This window comes from Pigmentiphaga sp. CHJ604 (assembly GCF_036972535.1).
Taxonomy (GTDB): Bacteria; Pseudomonadota; Gammaproteobacteria; order Burkholderiales; family Burkholderiaceae_B; genus Pigmentiphaga; species Pigmentiphaga daeguensis.
On record NZ_CP136998.1, the window covers coordinates 3,369,217 to 3,390,124 of the forward strand.

Genomic DNA, 20,908 nt, shown 5'->3' on the forward strand with positions numbered 1-20,908 from the left:
CCGGCCGGTAGGCCGGCCATCGCGGGCCGCTCAGGCCAGGGTGTAGGCCGTCTTCACGGTGGTGTAGAACTCGGCCGCATAGGTCCCCTGCTCGCGCGGTCCATAGCTCGATCCCTTGCGGCCGCCGAACGGCGCATGCGGATCCACCCCGGCCGTCGGGCAGTTCACCATCACCATGCCGGCCTGGGCATGCCGCTTGAAGTGCGTGGCATGCTTGAGCGAGGTCGTGCAGATCCCTGCCGACAGGCCGAACTCGGTATCGTTGGCCAGGGCCAGCGCCTCGTCATAGTCCGCCACGGGAATCACCGCCGCGACCGGTCCGAAGATTTCCTCGCGGCAGATGCGCATGTCGTTGGAACAATCGGTGAACAGCGCCGGCTCCAGGTAGTAGCCCTCCCTGGCGCGCGCCACCCGCCGGCCGCCCTGGGCCAGCGTGGCGCCTTCGTCGCGGCCGATGCGCAGGTATTCCTCGTCCTGCTGCAACTGGCGCGCATCCACCACCGGCCCGATGTCGGTGCCGGGCGCCAGCGCGTCGTCCACGCGCAGCGCGGCCATGCGCTCCTTCATCGCCCGCACGAAGCGCTCGTGAATGCCGCGCTGGACGATCAGCCGGCTCGACGCGGTGCAGCGCTGTCCGGTCGAGAAAAAAGACCCCTGGACGGCGCACTCGACGGCCTGGCCCAGATCGGCATCGTCCAGCACGACCAGCGGATTCTTGCCGCCCATTTCCATCTGCACCTTGGCCAGCCGCCGCGTGGCGGCCTGCGCCACCTGCCTGCCGGTCGCCACCGACCCGGTGAAGCTCAGCGCGTCGATGCGCGCGTCGTCCAGCATGGCCTGTCCGACCACGGCGCCGCGTCCCATGACGAGATTGAAGACCCCCTCGGGCAGGCCGGCGCGGCTGATGATCTCCGCCAGCGCCCACGCGCTGCCGGGCACCAGGTCAGCCGGCTTGAAGACCACCGTGTTGCCGTACGCCAGTGCCGGGGCGATCTTCCAGGCGGGGATGGCCAGCGGAAAATTCCATGGCGTGATCAGCCCCACGACGCCCACGGGTTCGCGCGTGACCTCCACGTCCACGCCGGTCCTGGCCTGGGGCAGCCGGTCGCCCCGCACCCGCAGCGCCTCGCCGGCGAAGAAGCGGAAGATGGCGGCCGCGCGCACCGTCTCGCCCACGGCCTCGGGCAGGGTCTTGCCCTCCTCGCGGGCCAGCAGCCGCCCCAGTTCGTCCTTGCGCCGCAGGAGCTCGATGCCGATCGCATCCAGGCATTCGGCGCGCTGCGTGGCGCTGGCCAGGCCCCATCGGTGGGCCGCGTCGCGCGCCGCGGCGATCGCCAGGTCCACCTGCGCCGGGGTGGCGTGCGCGTATTCGCCGACCAGGTCGGCCACGTCGGAAGGATTGATGTCGCGCGTGGCGCCCTCGCCTTCCAGCCATTGTCCCGCTATGTAGTTCGCATGCATGTCTTCGATTCTTCCGTGGCTGGCGCCGCTCAGGGCAGCATGACCTCGATCAGTCGCGGTCCGCGTTCGGCCATGGCGCGCCGGAACGAGCGCCGCAATTCGCTTACCGTCGTGGCGCGTTCGGCATGGACGCCGAAACCCGCGGCCATGCCCAGCCAGTCCAGGTCGGGGCGCGAGAGCTGCAGCAGGTCCCGCACCGGCGGCGAAGCGAGTTCATAGCCGTTGCGGCGCATCTCGTCGATCAGGATGTTGTAGCGGCGGTTGGACGCGATGAGGATGGTCACGTCGGCGTTCTCGCGCGCCATCGACCACAGGGCCTGTACCGTGTAAAGCGCGCTGCCGTCCGACTGCAGGCCCACGACCTTGCGGTCCGGCGCGGCGATGGCGGCGCCGAACGCGGCCGGTATGCCCTGGCCGATCGCGCCGCCGGTCAGCACGATGCTGGCATGGCGCGCGGTCCGCGCGGCAATGGCGTTGAAGGGGAAGGCCAGGGTCTTGCCCTCGGCCGAGATGATGGCCTGCTCCGGCAGCCAGGCGGCCACCACCCGCGCGGCGCTTTCGGGCGTCAGGTCCTCGCCCAGGTCCTGGTCGCTCACGCGCTCGGCCGGCGCCAGGCCGCGCCGGGCCAGCTTCAGGTCGTCGGCCAGGGCCGCCAGCGTGGCGGCGCCGCCCCGCCCTTCCTGGCACAGCTCGACCATGCGCGCCGGATCGCCCAGGTAGCTGGGATAGCCCTCCACGCCGAAGAAGGCCACCGGCCGCCTGGCGCCGACCAGCGCCACGAGCTCGAAGCCCAGCAGATAGGCGTGGGCCTGCTCGGCAGCGGGATTGAAGCGGCGGATGGCCGGCAGGCCGCCGCCGTGTTCGCTGCGCGCGGGAAAAGTCTCGCCCACGACCTCGACGTTGGCCAGGCCCTGGAACCGCAATGCTTCCATCAGCGCCGGCTCGTGCAGGGCGTCGCCGCCCAGCAGCAACAGGGTCTTCCTGCCCGCGGCGACATGTGCCGCCACCTGTTCGACCAGGCTGGCTTCCAGCACCGCCGGAGAGTCCGGCACGCGGGCGGCGAACACGGGCTCGTCCATCGCCGCCGCCTGCAGGTCCATGGGCAGGATCAGGGTATGGATGCCTCCTTGCGGCGCCATCGCATTGGCCAGGGACTGGCGTACCGACATCACCAGCGACGCCGGCGAATCGGCCCGGTAGACGCCGGCCGATACCGGCCGCGCCAGCGACTCGATATCGCTGGCCAGCGGCGGATCGGCCTCGACGTGCCAGGACATGTGCTCGCCGATCACGTTGTAGACCGACGAGCCGGCGCGCCGGGCGTTGTGCAGGTTGGCGATGGCGTTGGCGAACCCGGGTCCCAGGTGGGTCAGCGTCATCGCCGGCGTGCCGCGCATGCGGTAATAGCCGTCGGCGGCGCCGGAACATACGCCTTCGAAGGCGCACAGGATGGGCCGCACCTGCGGCACGGCATCCATCGCGCCGACGAAGGGCAGTTCGGTCGTGCCGGGATTGGCGAAACAGACCTCGATGCCGGAGGCGGCGGCGCTGCGCAGCAGCCATTCGGCACCGGTCTGCCGGGTGGGAACGTTCATGCCACCAGCTCCTGCCGGGTCGCCTCGACCAGCGCGGCGTCGATGATGTCCATGCCCCGTTCGAACAGGGGCATGGGCGTGTTGAGCGGGAACAGGAAACGGATCACGTTGCCGTAGCTGCCGCATACCAGCAGGATCAACCCGCGCGCCAGCGCGTGCTCGCGCACGGCCTGGGCCAGCGCGGCCGAGGGCCGCCCCTGTTCGTCCAGCAGTTCCATGGCCAGCATGGGACCGAGGCCGCGTACCTGGCCGATGCAGCCATGCCGGGCCCGCGCCGCCTCCAGGCGCCCACGCATCACGCGGGCCAGCTCGTTGCCGGACTCGAGCAGGTTTTCCTGCTCGAACACATCCAGGACGGCATGCGCGGCGGCGATCGCCAGCGGCGCGCCCGCGTAGGTGCTGCCCAGGCCGCCGGGCGCCACGGCATCCATGACCTCGGCACGCCCGACCACGGCCGACAGCGGCATGCCGCCGGCCAGGCTCTTGGCCACCGTCGTCAGGTCCGCCGCCACGCCGAAGTGTTCCATCGCGAACATCTTCCCGGTACGCCCCATGCCGCACTGGATCTCGTCGGCGATAAGCAGCATGCCGTGCCGGTCGCACAGCGCGCGCAGCCCGCGCATCAACGCCTGGGGCGCCGGATGGAAGCCACCCTCCCCCTGCACGGGCTCGATCACGATGGCGGCCACGCGGGCGGCTTCGACGTCGTAGCGCAGCAGGTCCTCGAGCGCGGCCAGGGACCGGGCCACCGCCTCGGACGTGTCGGCGGACGGAAACGGCACGCGATAGACGTCTCCCGGGAATGGACCGAAACCCGTCTTGTAGGGCGCGACCTTCCCGGTCAGCGCCAGCCCCATCATCGTGCGTCCATGGAAGGCGCCGGTGAAGCCGATGACGGCGGTCCTGCCCGTGGCCGCGCGCGCGATCTTGACCGCGTTCTCCACGGCTTCCGCCCCGGTGGTGAAGAACACCGTCTTCTTGTCGAAATCGCCCGGCACCAGCGCGTTCAGGCGCTCGGCCAGCCTCACGTAGGATGCGTAGGGCACGACCTGATAGCAGGTGTGCGTGAAACGCCGCGCCTGCTCGACGATGGCGGCCTCCACCCGGGGATGCCTGTGGCCGACGTTCAGCACGCCGATGCCGCCGGCGAAGTCGATGTAGCGGCGCCCCGTCTCGTCGGTCAGTTCGCTGCCCGCCGCCTGCGCGGCGTAGATTTCCGTCACCAGGCCCACGCCTCGCGGGCAGGCCGCATTCTTCCTGTCGGTCCAGCTCGCGGTCACGACCCTTCTCCCTGTTGGTTGGCGTCGGCCAGGCCGACGATGTCCTGCGCGAACACGGTCTGTTCGGCATCGCCGACCAGTTCCGGCTCGGACGGATGCTCCACGTAGCGGCAGATCAGCCAGACGCCGTCCTGCGGGTTCTCGACCAGCTCCACGACCGCCCCTTCGTTGGTACGCAGCCGGGCTCCCGGCTTGATGTGGATCAGATTCAGCGCATTGTGTCCGCTCATGCTTCACCCTTCGGCGCGGATGTTGGCCAGCCGCGCCACCTCTTTCCACCGCGCCAGCTCGGCGCGGTTGAAGGCGGCATAGGCGGCCGCATCCTTGGTCGAGACCTGGAATCCCACGGTCTCGAAACGCTGCACGTTCTCGGGCTGCTGCGCGCCGCGCACGATGACCTCGCCCAGCTTCCTGACGACGTCGGCCGGCGTGCCGGCGGCCGCGTAGGCGCCCAGCCAGCTGGTCACGACGAAGTCCGGCATGCCCGACTCCACCATGGTCGGCACGTCGGGCAGTTCCTTGGTGCGGTTGGCGCTGGTCACCGCGATGGCGCGCAGCGTGCCTGCCTTGACCAGCGCGTTGACCGCGGGCGCGTTGGCGAATGCCATGTGGACGTCGCCGTTGCGCAGGCCCGAGATGACCTCGCCGCTGGACCGGTAGGGAATGTGGATCACCTTCGTGCCGGCCTGGAGGTTGAACAGCTCCGAGGTGAAGTGGGCCGAGGTGCCTACGCCGTTCGTGGCGTAGTTCAGCTTGCCGGGATTGGCCTTGGCGTACGCGATCAGTTCGCTCACGTTGCGCGCTTTCACGTCGCGCCCCACCAGCAGCACATTGACGAACTCCGCCACCTGCGCCACCGGCGTGAAGCTCGCCTGCGGGTCCACCGGCAGGTTGGGATTCAGGATGACCGGCAGGATCAGGCCCCCCAGCCCGCCCGACAGCAGCACGTGGCCGTCGTGCGGCTGTTGCAGCACGTATTGCTGGGCGATGGTGCCCGTGCCGCCGCCCTTGTTCTCGACGATGGCGGGCTTGCCGAATTCCTTGCTCAGGATTTCCGCCATCAGCCGGCCGGCGATGTCGGTCACGCCCCCCGGCGGATAAGCGACCACGACCTTCATCATGCGCGACGGAAAGCCGTCCTGGGCCCACGCGGGACAGCCGCCCAGCGCCGCGGCGCCGGCCAGCATCTTCAGCACATCTCGACGATCCATGTTTCGTTACCCCCAGTCAGAAGAAGACGGTCAGCGCCTTGCCCAGCAGCACGGTCTGGTCCAGCAGGATCTCGCGCCGCAGGACCTTCCAGCCCGAGTCGGTGCGGCGCAGCGTGTCGTTGCGCTTGCCGACGAACCAGGCGACCTCGGTATCCAGGCGGTTCTGGTAGACGATGAAGCGCGACCGGGTCCGGACTTCCTCCTCCAGCCCGGCGCCGGAGGTCTCCAGGATGCGCACGTTGGTCAGGAGGTGCGAGGTGCGCGAGGCCGGCTCCTCGGCCCAGTGCATGCCAGTGTTGATCTGCTCCACGCGCTGGCGCAGCGTCTGGATGCCTTCGTCGAACCACGCCGCTTCCACGCCCTCGCGGGTGCGTTCGCGCTCGCGGTTGTCACGCCTGACGTTGCGCGCGATGGGCATCCAATAGCGGATGTCCTCGTGCAGCAACGTCAGCCATTCGTCGAAGCGGCGCTCGTCCAGCAGGTCGGCCTCGCGGTAGAAGAACTGCTCGATCTCGCGCAACAGGAAGGCATGGTCGGTATTCAGGTGAGTGTCGGTCATGGCGCGCTCCGCTTATTCGTCGTAGGTGGGCATGAGTTCGTCCCACGAGCGCCCTTCCATGAACTGCGCCCATCTCGCGTAATAGTTCCGGTTGTTCTCTTCGGTGAACTCGCCCGTCGTCACCGCGCCGCGCAGGCCGGGCACGGGCTTGGCGTGTCCGATGCCCATCTGGTAGTTGTAGTGCAGCGTGCGGGCGATGGTCCCGGTGCTCGACTCGGTGGCGTAGCACCAGTTCTCCATGTCGTCGGACTCGGTCATGCCGCCCGGCCCCGAATAGCGCAGGTAGTAGGCGCGCGCCGCGTCCTTCACCTCCTGCGGGGCGTCCTTGTCCACGAGATAGATGCGCCACATCTCGGTCTCGGTCGCGCTGACCGGGTGGAATACCGCGATGGTGCGCGGCTGGCGGCCGTGCACCGCCATGTTGGGAAATATGGTGCCCACGCTGTGCAGCACGCGCATGGTGCCGGCCAGGTTCTTCTCGCGCTCCTCGTATACCTTGCGGTAGTACTGCTCCACCTCGGGATAGTTCGCGAAGATCGGCGTGTACGGGTTCTCTTCGTAGTACGGCGCGCGGCCGACCAGCCCGTGCCCCAGGTCCTTGAAGGAGATCGACACGCGATGGGGCGTGGGATCGCGCCGGCCCTTGCCGCCCGGTCCGATGCCCACGACGTCCACCGAGCGGTGGCTGATGTCGTGGTAGAGATCGGCGTTGAAGTTCTCGGCCGCGGTCTTCCAGTTGCAGGGAATGCGCCACTTCTGCACGCCGCCTATCATCTCCGATCCGCCGGGACTGCCATCACGATGGTCCAGGGCGAAATCCAGGTACAGCTTCATGTCGCCCAGGTACTCTTCGAACGACGGCGCGTTCTCGTCCCAGGTGGCCCAGATCGTGCCCTTGTAGTTGACCAGCTTGGCCACCGACTTCAGGCCCCAGTTCTTCTTGTCCAGCTCGCCGTAGTAATGGGTCTTGAAGCCCGGCACGCCCACCAGCTCGCCAGCCCGCTCCACCAGCTTGCCGTCGGTGGAATAGCTCCAGCCGTGGTAGGGACAGGTGAAGGTGCGATTGTTGCCCTGGTCGTAGCGGCACAGCCGCATGCCGCGATGCAGGCAGCTGTTGAGCAGGACCTGGAGCTGCCCCTGCCGGTCCCGGGTCAGGATGACCGAATCATTGCCCATCCGGCTGACGAAGTAATCGTCGGGATTGGGCACCATGCTCTCGTGCCCGACGAACAGCCAGGCCCGGGAGAAGATGCGCTCCAGTTCTTCTTGGAAGATGTCTTGGTTGACGTAGACTTCGCGGCTGACCGTGCCCTGCTCGGCATCGACCAGTTGCTGCGGGGACCACTTCCGACTCATGTATCGTTCTCCGGAATGCGTGAACGGCGGCTGGAATGCGGGCGCGGCCGGATGGCGCGCCGGCGTCCTGCCGGACATGTGTCAAAGGTAGAGGCGAGGCCTTCGGGTGTCTACGCAGCCCCAGCCATACCGGGTATGGCTGACGTGAATATCGGCCCCGCGCCCGCGTGGCGGGGCGTCCTCAGCGCAGGACCATTTGCGCGCCGTAGCGGGACAGCAGGCCCCGCGCGGCCCGGACTTCCCACAGCCCGTCGCCGCCCTGCACGCGCGCCATCATGCGGGCCATCAGGGCCAAGTGCCCGGCGTCGGGGACGGGACAGGCGTAGCGCACCAGGTTGGTCAGCGCACGCAGCGCCAGCAGCGGAGAATCCAGCGCGCAGGCGGTTTCCAGCGCCCGCTCCAACCATGGCCGGAACACGCTGGCCGGCTGTCCCTGGCGGAACAACTGCTTGCCCTTGATGCGCTCGAACTCGGACTGGAGGTAGCGGGCCTGGGTCTGCGTGACTTCGCGCAGCCCATGCGTGGTGGCGTCCAGCCCGGCGCCGACGTCCTCCACCAGGTCGCATGCATCGGTCCACCGCGCGACCAGCAGGGGCGCGATCCCCTTCATGATGGCGGGAATCCGCTGCACGCACGAGGCCATCTCCGCCAGCGCCGTGGCGTCTCCGCGCACGGCCTTGACCCAGGCCTCGCTGGTCTCGGCGCAGACGGCCCACAGCGGCGTTCCCATCTCGCGCGCGATCTGCAAGGCTTCGGACGACAGGGTGGCGACCTCGTCGACCTCGCGGTTCAGCCGGTGCAGCTCGGTGGCCGACACCAGCGCGTACAGCAGCGAATAGCGGTGGCCGATGCGCCGCGCATGCGCCACCGATTCACGAGAGGCCTGCAAGGCGTCCTCGACCCTGCCGGTATGCCAGCAGGCGATGGACAGGACGGCCAGGTTGGTGACGCGGGCGTCCTCGCCCAGGGCCAGGTTGGCATGCTGGGGCTGGTAGGCCTTGGCGCCGTGTTCGAGATCCGCCACCGCCTCGGCAAAGCGCCCCAGGAAGAAATGGCTGTAGCCCCGCGCATAGTAGGCGTGGGACAGCAGGTTGGGATCCCCGGCGGTGCCCGCCATCCGCAGCAGCGTTTCCGCCAGCGTCAGCGTCATCGAGAAATTGGCCCATGAGCTGGCGCTGGTCCACAGCCCCCAATAGATCGGGAACAGCCGGGGGTCGTCGCCCAGCGGCTGCGCCAGGGTCAGCGCCGAGCGGAAGGTCTCCACCGCCTGCTCGGAACCGAAACCGTAGAGCGCGCACAATTGGATGCCGAACTCCATCCGGATGCGCAACTCCTCCATGATGGCGTCGATGCCCTCGCCCTGCCGCTCGAACCATTCCAGCGCGCTGCGATAGTAGCTGACCGCCTCGCGATATGCGCATTGCGCGGCCGCCTTGCGCGCGGCCTCCAGCAGGTACTTGACGGCGGGCGCGCGGCTGCCGGCGCCGGAGTAATGCCAGGCCAGCACCTCCGGGTTGCCCTCGGCCAGGCTGGATTCGAGCCGCCGGGCCAGGCGCGCGTGCGCCTGGCCCCGCGCCACGCGCGTCTGCGACTGGTAGGCCGCCTCGCGCAGCAGGGTATGGCGGAAGGCGTAGGCCTTTTCGTCGCAGCGCACGATGATGTTCTGGCGCAGCATGATGGCCAGCGCCTCGGCCAGCTCGGCGCGAGGCTCGCCCGTGGCGTCGGCCAGCAGGTCCAGCGTGAACTCGCCGCCCACTACCGAGGCGAATTGCGCGACGGGGCGCGCGCGGCCCACGCTGTCGATGCGAGCCATCAGCAAGTCCTGCAGCGAAGCGGGCAGCGACCACGGCGCGGACGGATCCCGCCGGTCCGCCAGCACGTCGCGGGTCAGTTCCTCGGCATACAGCGGAATCCCTTCCGAACGCTTGATGATGTCGCGCAACAGCTCCGCGTCGATGTCCTCGCCATCGGCCACCGCGTGCACCAGGTCCACCACGGCGAAATCGTCCATGGGCCCCAGGTCCAGATGATCGACCGCGACCGTGTGCTTCCACGGCGGCACGAACTCGGGCCGGGCGGTAATGAGCAGCATCCGGTCGGGCAAAGGATGCTCCACGAGCAGGGCCAGGACGTCGCGCGTGGAAGGATCGGCCCAATGCACGTCGTCGAAGCAGATGACACCGCCTTCGGGCACCATGACCCGCAGCAATTCGTGGCACAAGGCGCCGATCTCGTCCACCGCGCCGGGCATGCCCGGGCCGGGTGTACCCGCCTGTGCCCCGACCATCATGCGCTGGCCGATCGTCTCGAGTATGCGCTGCGCGCTTTCGGGCAGGGATGACGGTTCGGCGGCAAGGCGCTCGCAGGCGCGCATCCATCGCACGAAGGGGTGATAGGGCATCTGCCTGAGCTCGGACGAGCATTGCAGGACGACGCGCTCGACCTGCAGGGTGTCGCAGAAATGCTCCACGAGAAAGGACTTCCCGAGCCCCGCCTCGCCGCGCACCAGGCCGACGTAGCACCCTCCCCGGTGGTAGGCGTCGACGAGCCGCGCCATTTCCTCGTCCCGCCCGCAGAACGCGCGCGCAGCGTCCTGCCGTTCCGGGGAATGCTTGCCGCTGACCAGGAAAACCTGCACCTCGACACCGCGGGACCAGTCGGTCAGCTGTCCCGCCGGCTCGATGCCGTACTCGTCGCCCAGCAGGTGCAGGGTGACGTCGCTGACGGCCACGCCGGCCCCGCCGGCCATGGCGCCAAGCTGGAGCGCCAGGCGCGACACCATCCCGCCCGCGTCGGGAACGTCGTTCTCGGCGGAACTGATGGCGATGCCGGTATGCACGCCCAAGGCGACGCGCACCGGCAGGCTGCTTTCCTCGTCGCCCCAATGCCGCGACCAGATGCTGTTGTGGCACACCAGCGCCGCCGTCACGGCGCGCCGCGCGGAATCCTCTTGCGCGAAGGGATAACCGAAATAGGCCAGCAGCCCGCTGGGCATGCGCACGACGTGGGCACCCGCGGCCCGCAGCGTCGGTTCGCAGCAGGCCATCAGCTGATGCTGGACCTCGGCGATGTCCTCGGGTTCGCCGGTCACCTCGAATTCGCAGGAAAGCACGGTCAGCTGGCGGCGCTCGCCCATCGGCGCCTGCCGGCGCGCTCCGGCCTCGCGGCCCGCGCCAGGCGCCTCGAGCAGCGCCGCCACCGAGGCATCCGGCGTGGTTCCCAGCTCCATGTCGAGCAGATGGCGATAACGCTGGAACTCGCGCCTTGCCCGATCCAGCTGGCCGGCCTTCACCAGCAGACGCAGCATCTGATGCCAGGCCGTGTCGTCCAGCGGCGCGACGGTCACCCATTGCTCGGCGCATTCGATACCGGCCTGCAGGTTCCCTTCCCGCTCGTGGCTCTCGACCAGCATCCCCAGTGCCTGGAGATAGCGCTGATGATATTGCTCCCGGCGCATCTGCACCCAATTACCGAAGTCGGGCGCATCGTCCAGCTCCAGCCCCTGCAGGAATTCGCCGCGATACAGCGCCACCGCATGCGCGATGCGCTCGGAGTCGATCACCGCACCCATGGCCAGCGCGCGCTGCTCCCCATCCAGCACGGAAGTGAAGGCTCCGACATCGGTCCACAAGCCGGCCTCGGCGCGCAGCCTGAGCACGTCGCGGCTGCTTTCGATCGCATCGGGCTTGAGGGCGTCCTTCAGCAGGAACAGCATGCGCCGCAGGTTTTCCCGGCCGGCCTGCACGCTGGCGTCGGGCCACAGCATGAAGGCCAGCGCCTCGCGCGTATGGAAGCCGCCCTCGAGTGCCAGGTACGCCAGCAACGCTCTTGCCTTGTTGTAACGAATGGAAAGCGGTCCATCCGCGCTTTCCATGGCCAGGGGCCCCAACAGGTACAAAGAGAGCGAAGATCGCATAGCCTCGTGGATTCCGCGCAATAGATGTCTGAAGAGAACCGTGCCGGGAGCGAGCCCGCCAGGCTTACCGCCGCGGCCGAGTCCCAAGCTTACGGTTCATGCGTGACGGCTGTTTCAAGCCGCGCGCCGAAGCCTTTTCGTGGCCCCTTATTTTGCGTTTGGGTGACTTAAATACATCATTTATAGACCGCTTGCTAGAGGTTGTCGTTCCGCGAATCTTTTCCAATTGAAAAGAATGTCACAATCATGCGAACTTGGCATGTGCAACATGTTTCAGTCGGTTTTACGCTGACAAAAAGACAAGACATGAATCGCCGCAGCGAAGGCAGGCCCGCGCTCGGCGGGCCGGGCAGCTCAGTGCACGCGCCGCGCCTTGGCGGCGATCAGCGCGGCGAAGAAGGCCGCGAGTACGAACGCAAGAAATGCGCCCAGGTAGGGCCCCTGCCGCAGGCCCGCATCCAGCATCACGCCAAAGGCAAGCGGTGCCAACGCCGAACCCGTGTCCATGCCGGAGTACACCAATCCGTAGACCGAGCCCGTGGCGCCGCGCGGCGTGACCCGGCGTACCAGCATGTCGCGGGACGGCCCCGCGACGCCCGCGCACAACCCCGCCAGGGCGACGCAGGGTACCGCCGCCGCCACCGGCAGCCAGCCGGTGGCCAGCAGGGCCAACAGCGCGCCGGCCGCCACGAAGGACATGCCGACGATGCGCTCGCTGTAGGGACCGCTGGAGACCAGGAATCCGCCCAGCACCATTCCGCAGGCGCCGGCCACCATGTAGCCGGACAGCGCGGTACTGGCGGTCACGCTGGAGATGCCGTAGATGGAACCCAGGATGGGAATGGTGTAGTTCTGGACCGCCGAGATCGCGACGGACGAGAACATGAAGAACAGGAAGGCCCCCCAGACCACGGGGTTGATCAGCAGCGCGCCCAGCGAGGTACCCGCCGGGGCCGCGTCCAGGCGGCGCCCGCGGGCGGGGCGGCGCGCCGCCTCCACCGCCAGCAGGCGCCGGCCCACCACCGTCATGGTCAGGATGACCGCCACCAGCAGGCCCGCGCCGAAGGCGGCAACCCGCCAGTTGAACAGATGGGTGAGCGTCGTGATGAATATGGGCGTGGTGGCCCAGCCCAGATTCCCGGTGATGCCGTGCGCGCTGAAGGCGTGTCCCAGGCGGGGACTGCTGACGCGGCGGTTCAGGATGGAGAAGTCGACCGGATGGAACACCGAATTGCCGATGCCGGCCACCACGGCCGCGGCCATCAGCCAGCCATAGTTGCTGGCCAGCCCGAGCAGCAGGCCCGCCACGACGAAGCAGGCGAGCCCGAACCACAGGACCGGACGCGCGCCCGCCCGGTCCACCACGAAGCCGGAACTGGCCTGGCCCACGCCCGAGATCGCATAGAACACCGCGACCAGGACCCCCAGTTCGGCAAATCCCAGTCCGAACTCCGTCGCCAGCGGCGCGAACAACGAAGGAATCACCAGTTGGAAGAAATGGGAGCTCGCATGGGCGATCCCCACCAGTCCGATGACTTTCCAGTCGAGCCTGCGCCGGGCGAACCTCATCCCGGGGGCGGCCAATGCTTGCTGCACGTCGTCTCCTGCTTCATTGCTCTGCGGACTGCGCCGCGAATCCCGCCGTGCCGGCCCTAGGCAGATCGCCGGATGACCGGCCAGGCCCGCTGCAGGTAATACATCATCGACCACACGGTCAGCACGGCGGCGATCTCGATCAGCCTCGACCCCCACCAAAGCGTGTCGATGCCGGCCACGCGTCCGCCGTACAGCAGGCACGGGATCGCGGTCATCTGCGCCGCGGTCTTGAACTTGCCCAGCCAGTGCACGGCGACGCTGGTGCTGGCGCCGATCTTGGCCATCCATTCGCGCAGGGCCGAAATGGTGATCTCGCGGCCGATGATGACCAGCGCGATCATGGCGTCGACCCGCCCCAGGTTCAGCAGCACGAGCAGCGCCGCGCTGACCATGAGCTTGTCGGCCACGGGGTCCAGGAAGGCGCCGAACGAGGATGTCTGGTTCAGCCGCCGCGCCAGCCAGCCATCGAGCCAGTCCGTCAGCGCGGCGAAGATGAACATGCCCGTGGCCACCGCATCGCGCACGGCCGTGGGCAGCACATGCTCCGGTACGTAGTACACGCTGACGACCAGCGGGATCATGGCGATCCGCACCCAGGTCAGGATAATCGGCAGGTTCAGAGGCATGGTCGAATGCTAACAGGCTACGGGGAAAAGTTCTCGGCAGGGGTCAGTGCAGTTGGCGATGGATGCGCTCGGCCAGTTCCAGGGAGATGCCCTCGACGGACGCCAGGTCCTCCACGCTGGCCGAGACCACCCCGCGCAGGCCGCCGAAGCGCGCCAGCAGGCGCTGCCGGCGCTTGGCGCCGACACCCTCGATTTCCTCCAGCCGCGACACGTTGCGGGCCTTGGCCCGCCTCGCCCGCATGCCGGTGATGGCGAACCGGTGCGCCTCGTCGCGGATCTGCGCGACCAGCATCAGCGCGGCCGACTCGCCCCCCAACGCCAGCGGCTCGCGGCCGTCGGCGAAAACCAGCGTCTCCAAGCCCACCTTGCGCCCTTCCCCCTTGGCGACGCCGACCAGCAGCCCGATGTCCAGCCCCAGTTCGGCGAACACCTGGCGGGCGATCTCGACCTGCCCCTTGCCGCCGTCGATCAGCACGACGTCGGGCATGATCCCTCCCCCATCGGCGATTTTCTCGTAGCGGCGCGTCAGCACCTGCCGCATGGCCGCATAGTCGTCGCCGCCGGTGATGTCGTCGATATTGTAGCGACGATACTCCTTGGGCTGCATGGCATGGTGGTGGTAGACCACGCACGAGGCCTGCGTCGCCTCGCCGGCGGTGTGGCTGATGTCGAAGCACTCCATGCGCAGGGTTTCCAGCGCGGCCTCGTCGGCGTCTATGCCCAACACCTGGGCCAGGGCCGCGGTGCGCGCCTGCTGCGACCCGGCCTCGGCCAGCACTCGCGCCAGCGCCAGTTCGGCGTTCTTCCTGGCCTGCTCGAGCCAGCTCTTGCGCACGCCCTGCGGTTGCTTGACGAGATTGACCTTCGATCCGGCCTGCTCCGCCAGCATCGCGACCAAGTCGGCGTCGGGCAAGGGGTGCGACACGACGATGGTGCCGGGCAAGGCACGGTCAATGTAGTGCTGGGACATGAAGGCCTCCAGCACCTCGGCGGGCGAATCGCCATCGGTATGCGAAGGGAAGAAGGCCTTGTCGCCCAGGTGGCGCCCGCCCCGCACCATCGCCAGGTTCACGCAGGCCTTGCCCCCCTGCATGTCGACCGCGATCACGTCGGTATCGCCGCTGCCCCCCTCCATGGTCTGCTGGTGCAGCACGCGCGACAGGGCCGACAACTGGTCGCGCAGGGCGGCGGCTTCCTCGAAGCGCATCTCCTGCGAGGCGGCGAACATCCGCGTCTCGATGTCCGTGAGCACGGCCTGGGTCTGGCCGCGCAGGAACTGCGTGGCCCGGTCCACGTCCAGGGCGTAGTCCTCTTGCGAGACCAGGCCCACGCAGGGCCCGGAACAGCGGTGGATCTGGTACAGCAGGCACGGCCGCGACCGGTTGGCGAAGACCGTGTCCTCGCAGGTGCGCAGGCGAAAGACCTTCTGCAGGATCTGTATGCTTTCGCGTACCGCCCACACGTTGGGGAAAGGGCCGAAGTACTGGTTGGCGCGGTCGGTGGTCCCGCGATAGTACGCGATGCGGGGGAACGCATGGCCGCTGACCTTCAGGTAGGGATAGGACTTGTCGTCGCGGAACAGGATGTTGTAGCGCGGCGCCAGCGACTTGATCAGGTTGTTTTCCAGCAGCAGCGCCTCGGCCTCGGAGCGCGTCACGGTGACCTCGACCCGCGCCACGCGGGCCAGCATATGCGCGATGCGCGGGCTGCCCACCTGCTTCTGGAAATACGAGGAAACGCGCTTCTTCAGGTCCCGCGCCTTGCCGACGTACATCACCTCGCCTTCCGCGTTGATGTGCCGGTACACGCCCGGCAGGTGCGGAAGCTGCGCCAGGAAGGATTTGATGCCGAAGGCCTGCCCGGGCTCTTCCGCGGCGGCCGGAGCGGGCGACGCCGGGGGCGCCACGGGCGCGTCCGGCTGCGCCGTCGTCTCCGGGGCCTGGTTCTCGTCCTTCTTGCGGCCGGCCATGTCGCCCTCCTCAGGCGCCGGCCCGCGCCAGGGCCCGGACCGCCTTGCGGGCCTTGCGATAGGCCGGATCGGCCGTCAGCGCCTGCCAGTCCTGCGCGGCGAACCTCGGCTTGAGCGACCGGATGCGCGCCACCGAGGCCGGATCCTGGACCCAGTCGAGCCGGCCCAGCAGGTCGTCCGCCATGTCGGGCCGGTTGCAGACCAGCACCATGTCGCAGCCCGCGCGCAACGCGGCCATCGCCCGGCCATGGATGTCGCCCGCCACCGAGGCGCCTTCCATGGTGAGATCGTCGGAGAACACCACGCCGCCATACTGGAGGCGCTTGCGCAACACGGTCGTCACCCACTTGCGCGAGAACCCGGCGGGCGACTTGTCGACCCGCGGATAGATGACGTGGGCCGGCATCACGGCGCCCAGGATGGCATCGCCCAGCCAGCGATAGGGCTGCGCGTCCTCGCCCAGCACCTCGTCCAGCGACCGGTCGTCCACCGGGATCTCGTAGTGGGAATCGGCGGCGGCAAAGCCGTGGCCGGGGAAATGCTTGCCGCAGGCCGACATGCCGGCCAGCGCCAGCCCCTGGATCAAGGCCCGGGCCAGCATGGCCACCACGCGCGGATCGCGATGGAAGGACCGGTCGCGGATGACGCGGCTTTCGCCGAAATCCAGATCCAGCACCGGCGTGAAACTCAGGTCCACGCCGCAGGCACGCAGCTCGGCGGCCAGCACCCGGCCGGTATCGGTCGCCATGCGCATGGCTTCGAGCGGGTCGCTTTCCCACAGGCGGCCCAGGGCCCGCATGGGCGGCAGCGCCGTGAAGCCATCGCTGCGGAAACGCTGGACCCGTCCGCCCTCGTGGTCGACCGCGATCAACAGCGGCTCGCCGCGAGCGGCGTGGATGTCGGCGGTCAACCTGGTCAGTTGCGCCCGGTCGCGGAAATTGCGGGCGAACAGGATCACTCCGCCCACCAGCGGGTGGCGCAACCGCTCGGCCTCGGCCGCGGTCAGTTCGAAACCCGCCACGTCCACCATCACGGGGCCGGGTGCAGGCAAGGAAGAAAGAGATGCAGTCATGATCGGATCCGTCACGGGCGCCGCGTCTCCACGATGACGTAGGCGGCGACCATGTCGTGTTCGTCGGTCAGCGATACGTGGGCGGCGCCGAAGCGCGCCTCGTACCAGGTCTTGAGCGGCTCGGCCAGGACCACGACGGGCCGCCCGCCCGGCGCGTTGAGCGTTTGCATGCGGCGCCAGGTCATGGGCATGCGCATGCCCAGTCCCACGGCCTTGGAAAAGGCCTCCTTGGCGGCGAAGCGCGTGGCCAGGAAACGCACGCCGCGCTGCGGGTCGCGGCTGCGGCGCGCGGTGAATTTCGCGAATTCCTCGGCGCCCAGGATCTTCTGCGCGAAGCGGTCGCCCCGGCGCGCCAGGGCCTGCTCGATGCGTTCGACCCGCAGCAGGTCGATGCCGATGCCGGCCAGGGCGGGAAGCGCACCGTCGCGCAGCGGCTCGGGCATCAATGCGCCGGCCTCGGCAGGGCACCGCTGCGCGCGGTGATCATCAGGGCCTTCATCTCGCGCACCGCCGTCTCCAGGCCGCAGAACACGGACTGGGCGATGATGGCGTGGCCGATGTTGAGCTCGGCGATGCCGTCCAGGGCCGCGACCGGCTGCACGTTCTCGTAGTGCAATCCATGGCCGGCGTTGACGCGCAAGCCCTGCCGCAACCCGACCGCCACGGCGTCCCGGATGCGCGCCAGTTCCCGCTGCGCCGCATCCGCCACGGCCTCGGCATACGCGCCGGTATGCAGTTCGATCACGGTCGCGCCCGTGCGGGCGGCGGCCTCGATCTGGTCCGCCTGCGGATCGATGAACAGCGACACCCGCACGCCGGCATCGTGCAACCGCGACACGGCGGCCTTCACATCGTCGAAATGCCCCAGCACGTCCAGTCCGCCTTCGGTGGTGAGCTCCTGGCGTTTCTCGGGCACCAGGCAGACGTCCTGTGGCCGGATCCGGCAGGCGATCTCCAGCATTTCCTGCGTGATGGCGCATTCCAGGTTCATGCGCGTGCGCAGCTTGCCCCGCAGGCTCTCGACATCCGCGTCCTGGATATGCCGGCGATCCTCGCGCAGATGCAAGGTAATCAGGTCCGCGCCCGCCTCCTCTGCCACCAGCGCGGCCCGGACCGGATCCGGATAGGAAACGTGTCGCTGCTGCCGCAGCGTCGCCACGTGGTCGATATTGACGCCCAGATCAATCATAGATATCCAACAATTCCATCCATTCAGCCCCTCTCGCCGGTCAATCGGCGGTTTTTCCAGGATGCGGTGGATCCGGCTCCGCCGGTCCGCCCGCATCACCCCCGGGGGGGCGCGCGTCAGCGCGCAGGGGGGGAAAACTCCTCAGGTCTCGCAATACCTGCCGCGTCGCCATCGGCCGGCCATTCATATGATAGTCCAGCCGTTCCCGCAGCAAGCGGCGCAGCTCGGGCTCGGCGGCGACATCGTCGAAGCGGCCCGCGGCCAGCGCCAACAGCGACTCACCGGTAATGGGCGTGCCCAGTTGCGGCGCTTCGAGCTCCTCGGGCTCCGGCCCGGCTTCCAGCGGCACACGGTAGCGCATGCCGGCTTGCACGGGCTCGTCGTTGCCCGTTGCGGCCGGGTCGAAGCCATAGCCGATCTCGCACAGCAGCCGCCATTCGAACTCCCTCAAGGCAGCCGACAACCGGGGCTGCGCGGCCAGCCTGGACAAGGCGTCGACATAGGCGTCGTACAAAGATTCGTGCGGATCGTCGCGTCCCAGCAGGCGCAGCAGCAGCTCGTTCAGGTACCAGCCCGACATGGCTGCGGCCCCTTGCAGGCGCTGGGGTGCCCCGGACCACTCGGCCCGCACCAGGGTCTTGATCTCGCCCGCGCCGCTCCAGGACAGGCTCAGCCGCTGGAAGGCGATCAGTACCGGCCGCAGCGCCGAATGGGGCCGCTTCGCGCCCTTGGCCACCAGGGCCAGCCGTCCGTGGGAACGCGTGAACACGTCCAGGATCAGCGAGGTCTCGCGATAGGGATAACTATGGATCAGGAAGGCGGGGACATCGTCCACCCGGTGCCCACGGCCACGCGGACGCGCCTGCCTGGCGGGCGCCGGAGCGGCCGCCAGGGGCGTCCGCCGGAACAGCGATCCTGCGGCGTCGGGCAAGATCTCGTCCGGCGCCACGGGATCCCGGGAATTACTCATAACCCAGGTCGCGCAGCGCGCTTTCGCGCTCGGCCCAGCCCTTGCGCACCTTCACATAGATTTCCAGGTGCACCGGCTTGTCGATCAGCTTGGCGATGTCCTGCCTGGCCTCGGTGGCGATGCGCTTCATGCGTTCGCCCCCGGTTCCCAAGAGGATAGGCCGATGGCTGTCCCGGTCGACGATCACGCAGGCCGCGATGCGGGTCACGCGGGGCAGCTCTTCCCATTGCTCGATCACCACGGTGGACCCGTAGGGCAGCTCGTCGCCGACCAGGCGGAAGATCTTCTCGCGTATGAGCTCGCTGGCGATGAAGCGCACCGGCCGGTCGGTCAGGGTGTCTTCCTCGAACATGGGCTCGCCTTCCGGCAGCCCCTTGGCGATCTCGTCCAGCAGGTGATCGAGCTGGCGCGACTTGGCGGCGCTGACCGGCACGACGGCATCGTAGGGATGCAGCCCCATGATGCGCGACACGTAGGGAAACAACGCGTCGCGGTCCTTGAGCAGGTCGGTCTTGTTCACGGCCAGGATGCGCCGCGCCCGCGCCGGCAACAGCGGCAGCAGGTTGGCATCGCCCTCGGACCATTTGCCGGCCTCGACCACGTGGACCACCACGTCCACGTCGGCCAGCGCCTGGGTCACCACGCGGTTCATCATGCGGTTCATCGCGCCGCCGTGGCGGGTCTGGAAACCGGGCGTGTCGACGAACACGAACTGCTCGGCGCCACGCGTGAAGACGCCGTGGATACGGTGGCGCGTGGTCTGCGCCTTGCGCGAGACGATGCTGACCTTGGCGCCGATCAGCGCGTTCAGGAGGGTCGACTTGCCGACGTTGGGCCGGCCGACGATGGCGACGAAACCGCAGCGGCTGGCGGTGGAGGAATCAGAAGACATGGTCATTTCTTGCCGGCGGGCTGCCCCGAGGCGGACAGGGTTTCGCCGGGAGGCTGCGGCGCCGGAGGCGCTGCCTGGGGTTCTTTCCGGGGCGCGGCCGCCGGGACGGGCGCCTTGCCCTCGGCGGCCTGGGTCGAGGTGATCTTGGCGACGGGCGCCTCGATCACGGCGGCCCTGGCCGGAGCCGAAACGGCGGCCGCCTCTACCTTGGCGGCGTTGGCGGGTTCGTCCGGCACTTCCTGCGCCACCGCAACCGGCAGCGACAACTGGGCCGTCTTGCGCGCGCGGGGCGAACGCTTGGCCGGCGTCGGATTGGCGGCCAGCGCGGCTTCCAGCGCCTGCTTGGCGGCCGCCTGCTCGGCGGCGCGGCGGCTGCCGCCTATGCCGACCACCTGCACGTCCAGCTTGGGGATGGCGCACTCGACCTCGAATTCCTGGCTATGCGCCGCGCCGTGCGTGGCCACCACCGTATAGACCGGCAACGCGATCTTGCGGCCCTGCAGGTATTCCTGCAGCAGCGTCTTGGCGTCCTTGCCCAGCGTCTTGGGATCGACGGTCTCGAGCACGGGCTTGTAGAGCCGGGCGATCACGGCGCTGGCCGCGTCGAAGCCGCCATCCATGAAGATGGCGCCGAAGATGGCCTCGAGCGTGTCGGCCAGGATCGACGGCCGGCGAAAGCCACCGCTCTTGAGTTCGCCTTCGCCCAGCCGCAGGAAGCGGGACAGTTCCACCCGTTGGGCGATGTCGGCCAGCGACGCCTGCTTGACCAGGTTCGCGCGCAGGCGCGACAGGTCGCCCTCGTCGATGCGGGCGAAGCGGTCATACAACAGGGAGGCGATCGCGCAGTTCAGGACGCTGTCGCCCAGGAACTCCAGGCGTTCGTTGTGCTTGCTGCTATGGCTGCGATGCGTCAGCGCCTGCTCCAGGAGGCTCTTGTTCCTGAAGGTGTAGGCGAGGCTGGTCTCGAGATTCATGGCCCCCCCTACGCGCTGCGCGCGCCCGACATGGTGAGCCCCCAGCCGCTACGCGGCAGCCCCCCGAGGGGGCGGGGCCCCGCCTTGGGGCGGCCCGGCGCCGAGTCCCCCGGGGCGGCACTGGCGGACCGGCGGAGCCGGATCCGATGTGCCCATGGGTACGACCCGGCTGATGACGGATGGGGAAGCTGCGTGGCGGGGCAATGCGCATGCGCGGCCGCGCCGCCAGGCGCGGGGGGCGC

Annotated in this window: 17 protein-coding genes; all 17 read right to left on the reverse strand. The window is 68.8% G+C overall.

The features are described 5' to 3' along the window. Window positions 1–30: 30 nt before the first annotated feature. Window positions 31–1,461: an aldehyde dehydrogenase family protein gene (locus R4823_RS16225; protein WP_132980460.1), complete on the reverse strand. Its 1,431-nt coding sequence runs from the start codon at window positions 1,459–1,461 to the stop codon at window positions 31–33. A gap of 29 nt (window positions 1,462–1,490) precedes the next feature. Continuing rightward, the gene (locus R4823_RS16230; protein ID WP_165963296.1) at window positions 1,491–3,056 is read right to left on the reverse strand and encodes an acetolactate synthase large subunit; all 1,566 of its coding nucleotides are present in this window, start codon (window positions 3,054–3,056) and stop codon (window positions 1,491–1,493) included. Next, window positions 3,053–4,336: a 4-aminobutyrate--2-oxoglutarate transaminase gene (gabT, locus tag R4823_RS16235; protein ID WP_087840567.1), complete on the reverse strand. Its 1,284-nt coding sequence runs from the start codon at window positions 4,334–4,336 to the stop codon at window positions 3,053–3,055. The genes R4823_RS16230 and gabT overlap by 4 nt, the downstream gene beginning before the upstream one ends. After that, entirely contained in the window at window positions 4,333–4,566 is a 234-nt protein-coding gene (locus tag R4823_RS16240) for a hypothetical protein (RefSeq protein WP_087840565.1), read from the reverse strand. The genes gabT and R4823_RS16240 overlap by 4 nt, the downstream gene beginning before the upstream one ends. Window positions 4,567–4,569: 3 nt before the next feature. After that, window positions 4,570–5,547, reverse strand: a complete 978-nt coding sequence (locus R4823_RS16245) for a tripartite tricarboxylate transporter substrate binding protein (RefSeq protein ID WP_087840563.1) — start codon at window positions 5,545–5,547, stop codon at window positions 4,570–4,572. A 16-nt stretch (window positions 5,548–5,563) separates the two neighbouring features. Then, window positions 5,564–6,106, reverse strand: a complete 543-nt coding sequence (locus R4823_RS16250) for a 3-phenylpropionate/cinnamic acid dioxygenase subunit beta (protein WP_087840561.1) — start codon at window positions 6,104–6,106, stop codon at window positions 5,564–5,566. Window positions 6,107–6,118: 12 nt separating this feature from the next. Then, window positions 6,119–7,462 carry an aromatic ring-hydroxylating dioxygenase subunit alpha gene (locus R4823_RS16255; protein WP_087840656.1) on the reverse strand — a complete coding sequence of 448 codons (1,344 nt, stop codon included), beginning with the start codon at window positions 7,460–7,462 and terminating at the stop codon, window positions 6,119–6,121. Between the two features lie 181 nt (window positions 7,463–7,643). Continuing rightward, a complete protein-coding gene (locus R4823_RS16260) occupies window positions 7,644–11,285 on the reverse strand; it encodes an AAA family ATPase (protein ID WP_165963295.1) in 3,642 nt (1,213 codons plus the stop codon). A gap of 447 nt (window positions 11,286–11,732) precedes the next feature. Then, window positions 11,733–12,947: an MFS transporter gene (locus R4823_RS16265; RefSeq protein WP_132980473.1), complete on the reverse strand. Its 1,215-nt coding sequence runs from the start codon at window positions 12,945–12,947 to the stop codon at window positions 11,733–11,735. A gap of 83 nt (window positions 12,948–13,030) precedes the next feature. Beyond that, window positions 13,031–13,600 (reverse strand): CDP-diacylglycerol--glycerol-3-phosphate 3-phosphatidyltransferase, encoded by a 570-nt coding sequence (gene pgsA, locus R4823_RS16270; RefSeq protein ID WP_087840557.1) that lies wholly within the window; start codon window positions 13,598–13,600, stop codon window positions 13,031–13,033. Between the two features lie 43 nt (window positions 13,601–13,643). Next, entirely contained in the window at window positions 13,644–15,569 is a 1,926-nt protein-coding gene (gene uvrC, locus R4823_RS16275) for an excinuclease ABC subunit UvrC (protein ID WP_132980457.1), read from the reverse strand. A gap of 10 nt (window positions 15,570–15,579) precedes the next feature. Then, window positions 15,580–16,641 (reverse strand): beta-N-acetylhexosaminidase, encoded by a 1,062-nt coding sequence (gene nagZ / locus R4823_RS16280; protein WP_132980456.1) that lies wholly within the window; start codon window positions 16,639–16,641, stop codon window positions 15,580–15,582. Window positions 16,642–16,652: 11 nt separating this feature from the next. Then, window positions 16,653–17,084, reverse strand: coding sequence for a holo-ACP synthase (acpS, locus tag R4823_RS16285; protein WP_087840555.1), 432 nt, complete (start codon window positions 17,082–17,084; stop codon window positions 16,653–16,655). Beyond that, window positions 17,084–17,830 carry a pyridoxine 5'-phosphate synthase gene (gene pdxJ / locus R4823_RS16290; protein WP_132980455.1) on the reverse strand — a complete coding sequence of 249 codons (747 nt, stop codon included), beginning with the start codon at window positions 17,828–17,830 and terminating at the stop codon, window positions 17,084–17,086. Before pdxJ ends, acpS begins: the two co-directional genes overlap by 1 nt. A 40-nt stretch (window positions 17,831–17,870) precedes the next feature. After that, on the reverse strand, window positions 17,871–18,800 hold the full coding sequence (recO, locus tag R4823_RS16295) for a DNA repair protein RecO (RefSeq protein WP_338615423.1): 930 nt from the start codon (window positions 18,798–18,800) through the stop codon (window positions 17,871–17,873). After that, window positions 18,793–19,692: a GTPase Era gene (era, locus tag R4823_RS16300; RefSeq protein ID WP_338615424.1), complete on the reverse strand. Its 900-nt coding sequence runs from the start codon at window positions 19,690–19,692 to the stop codon at window positions 18,793–18,795. Before era ends, recO begins: the two co-directional genes overlap by 8 nt. 2 nt (window positions 19,693–19,694) lie before the next feature. Further along, the gene (rnc, locus tag R4823_RS16305; protein ID WP_279815235.1) at window positions 19,695–20,666 is read right to left on the reverse strand and encodes a ribonuclease III; all 972 of its coding nucleotides are present in this window, start codon (window positions 20,664–20,666) and stop codon (window positions 19,695–19,697) included. Window positions 20,667–20,908: the final 242 nt, after the last annotated feature.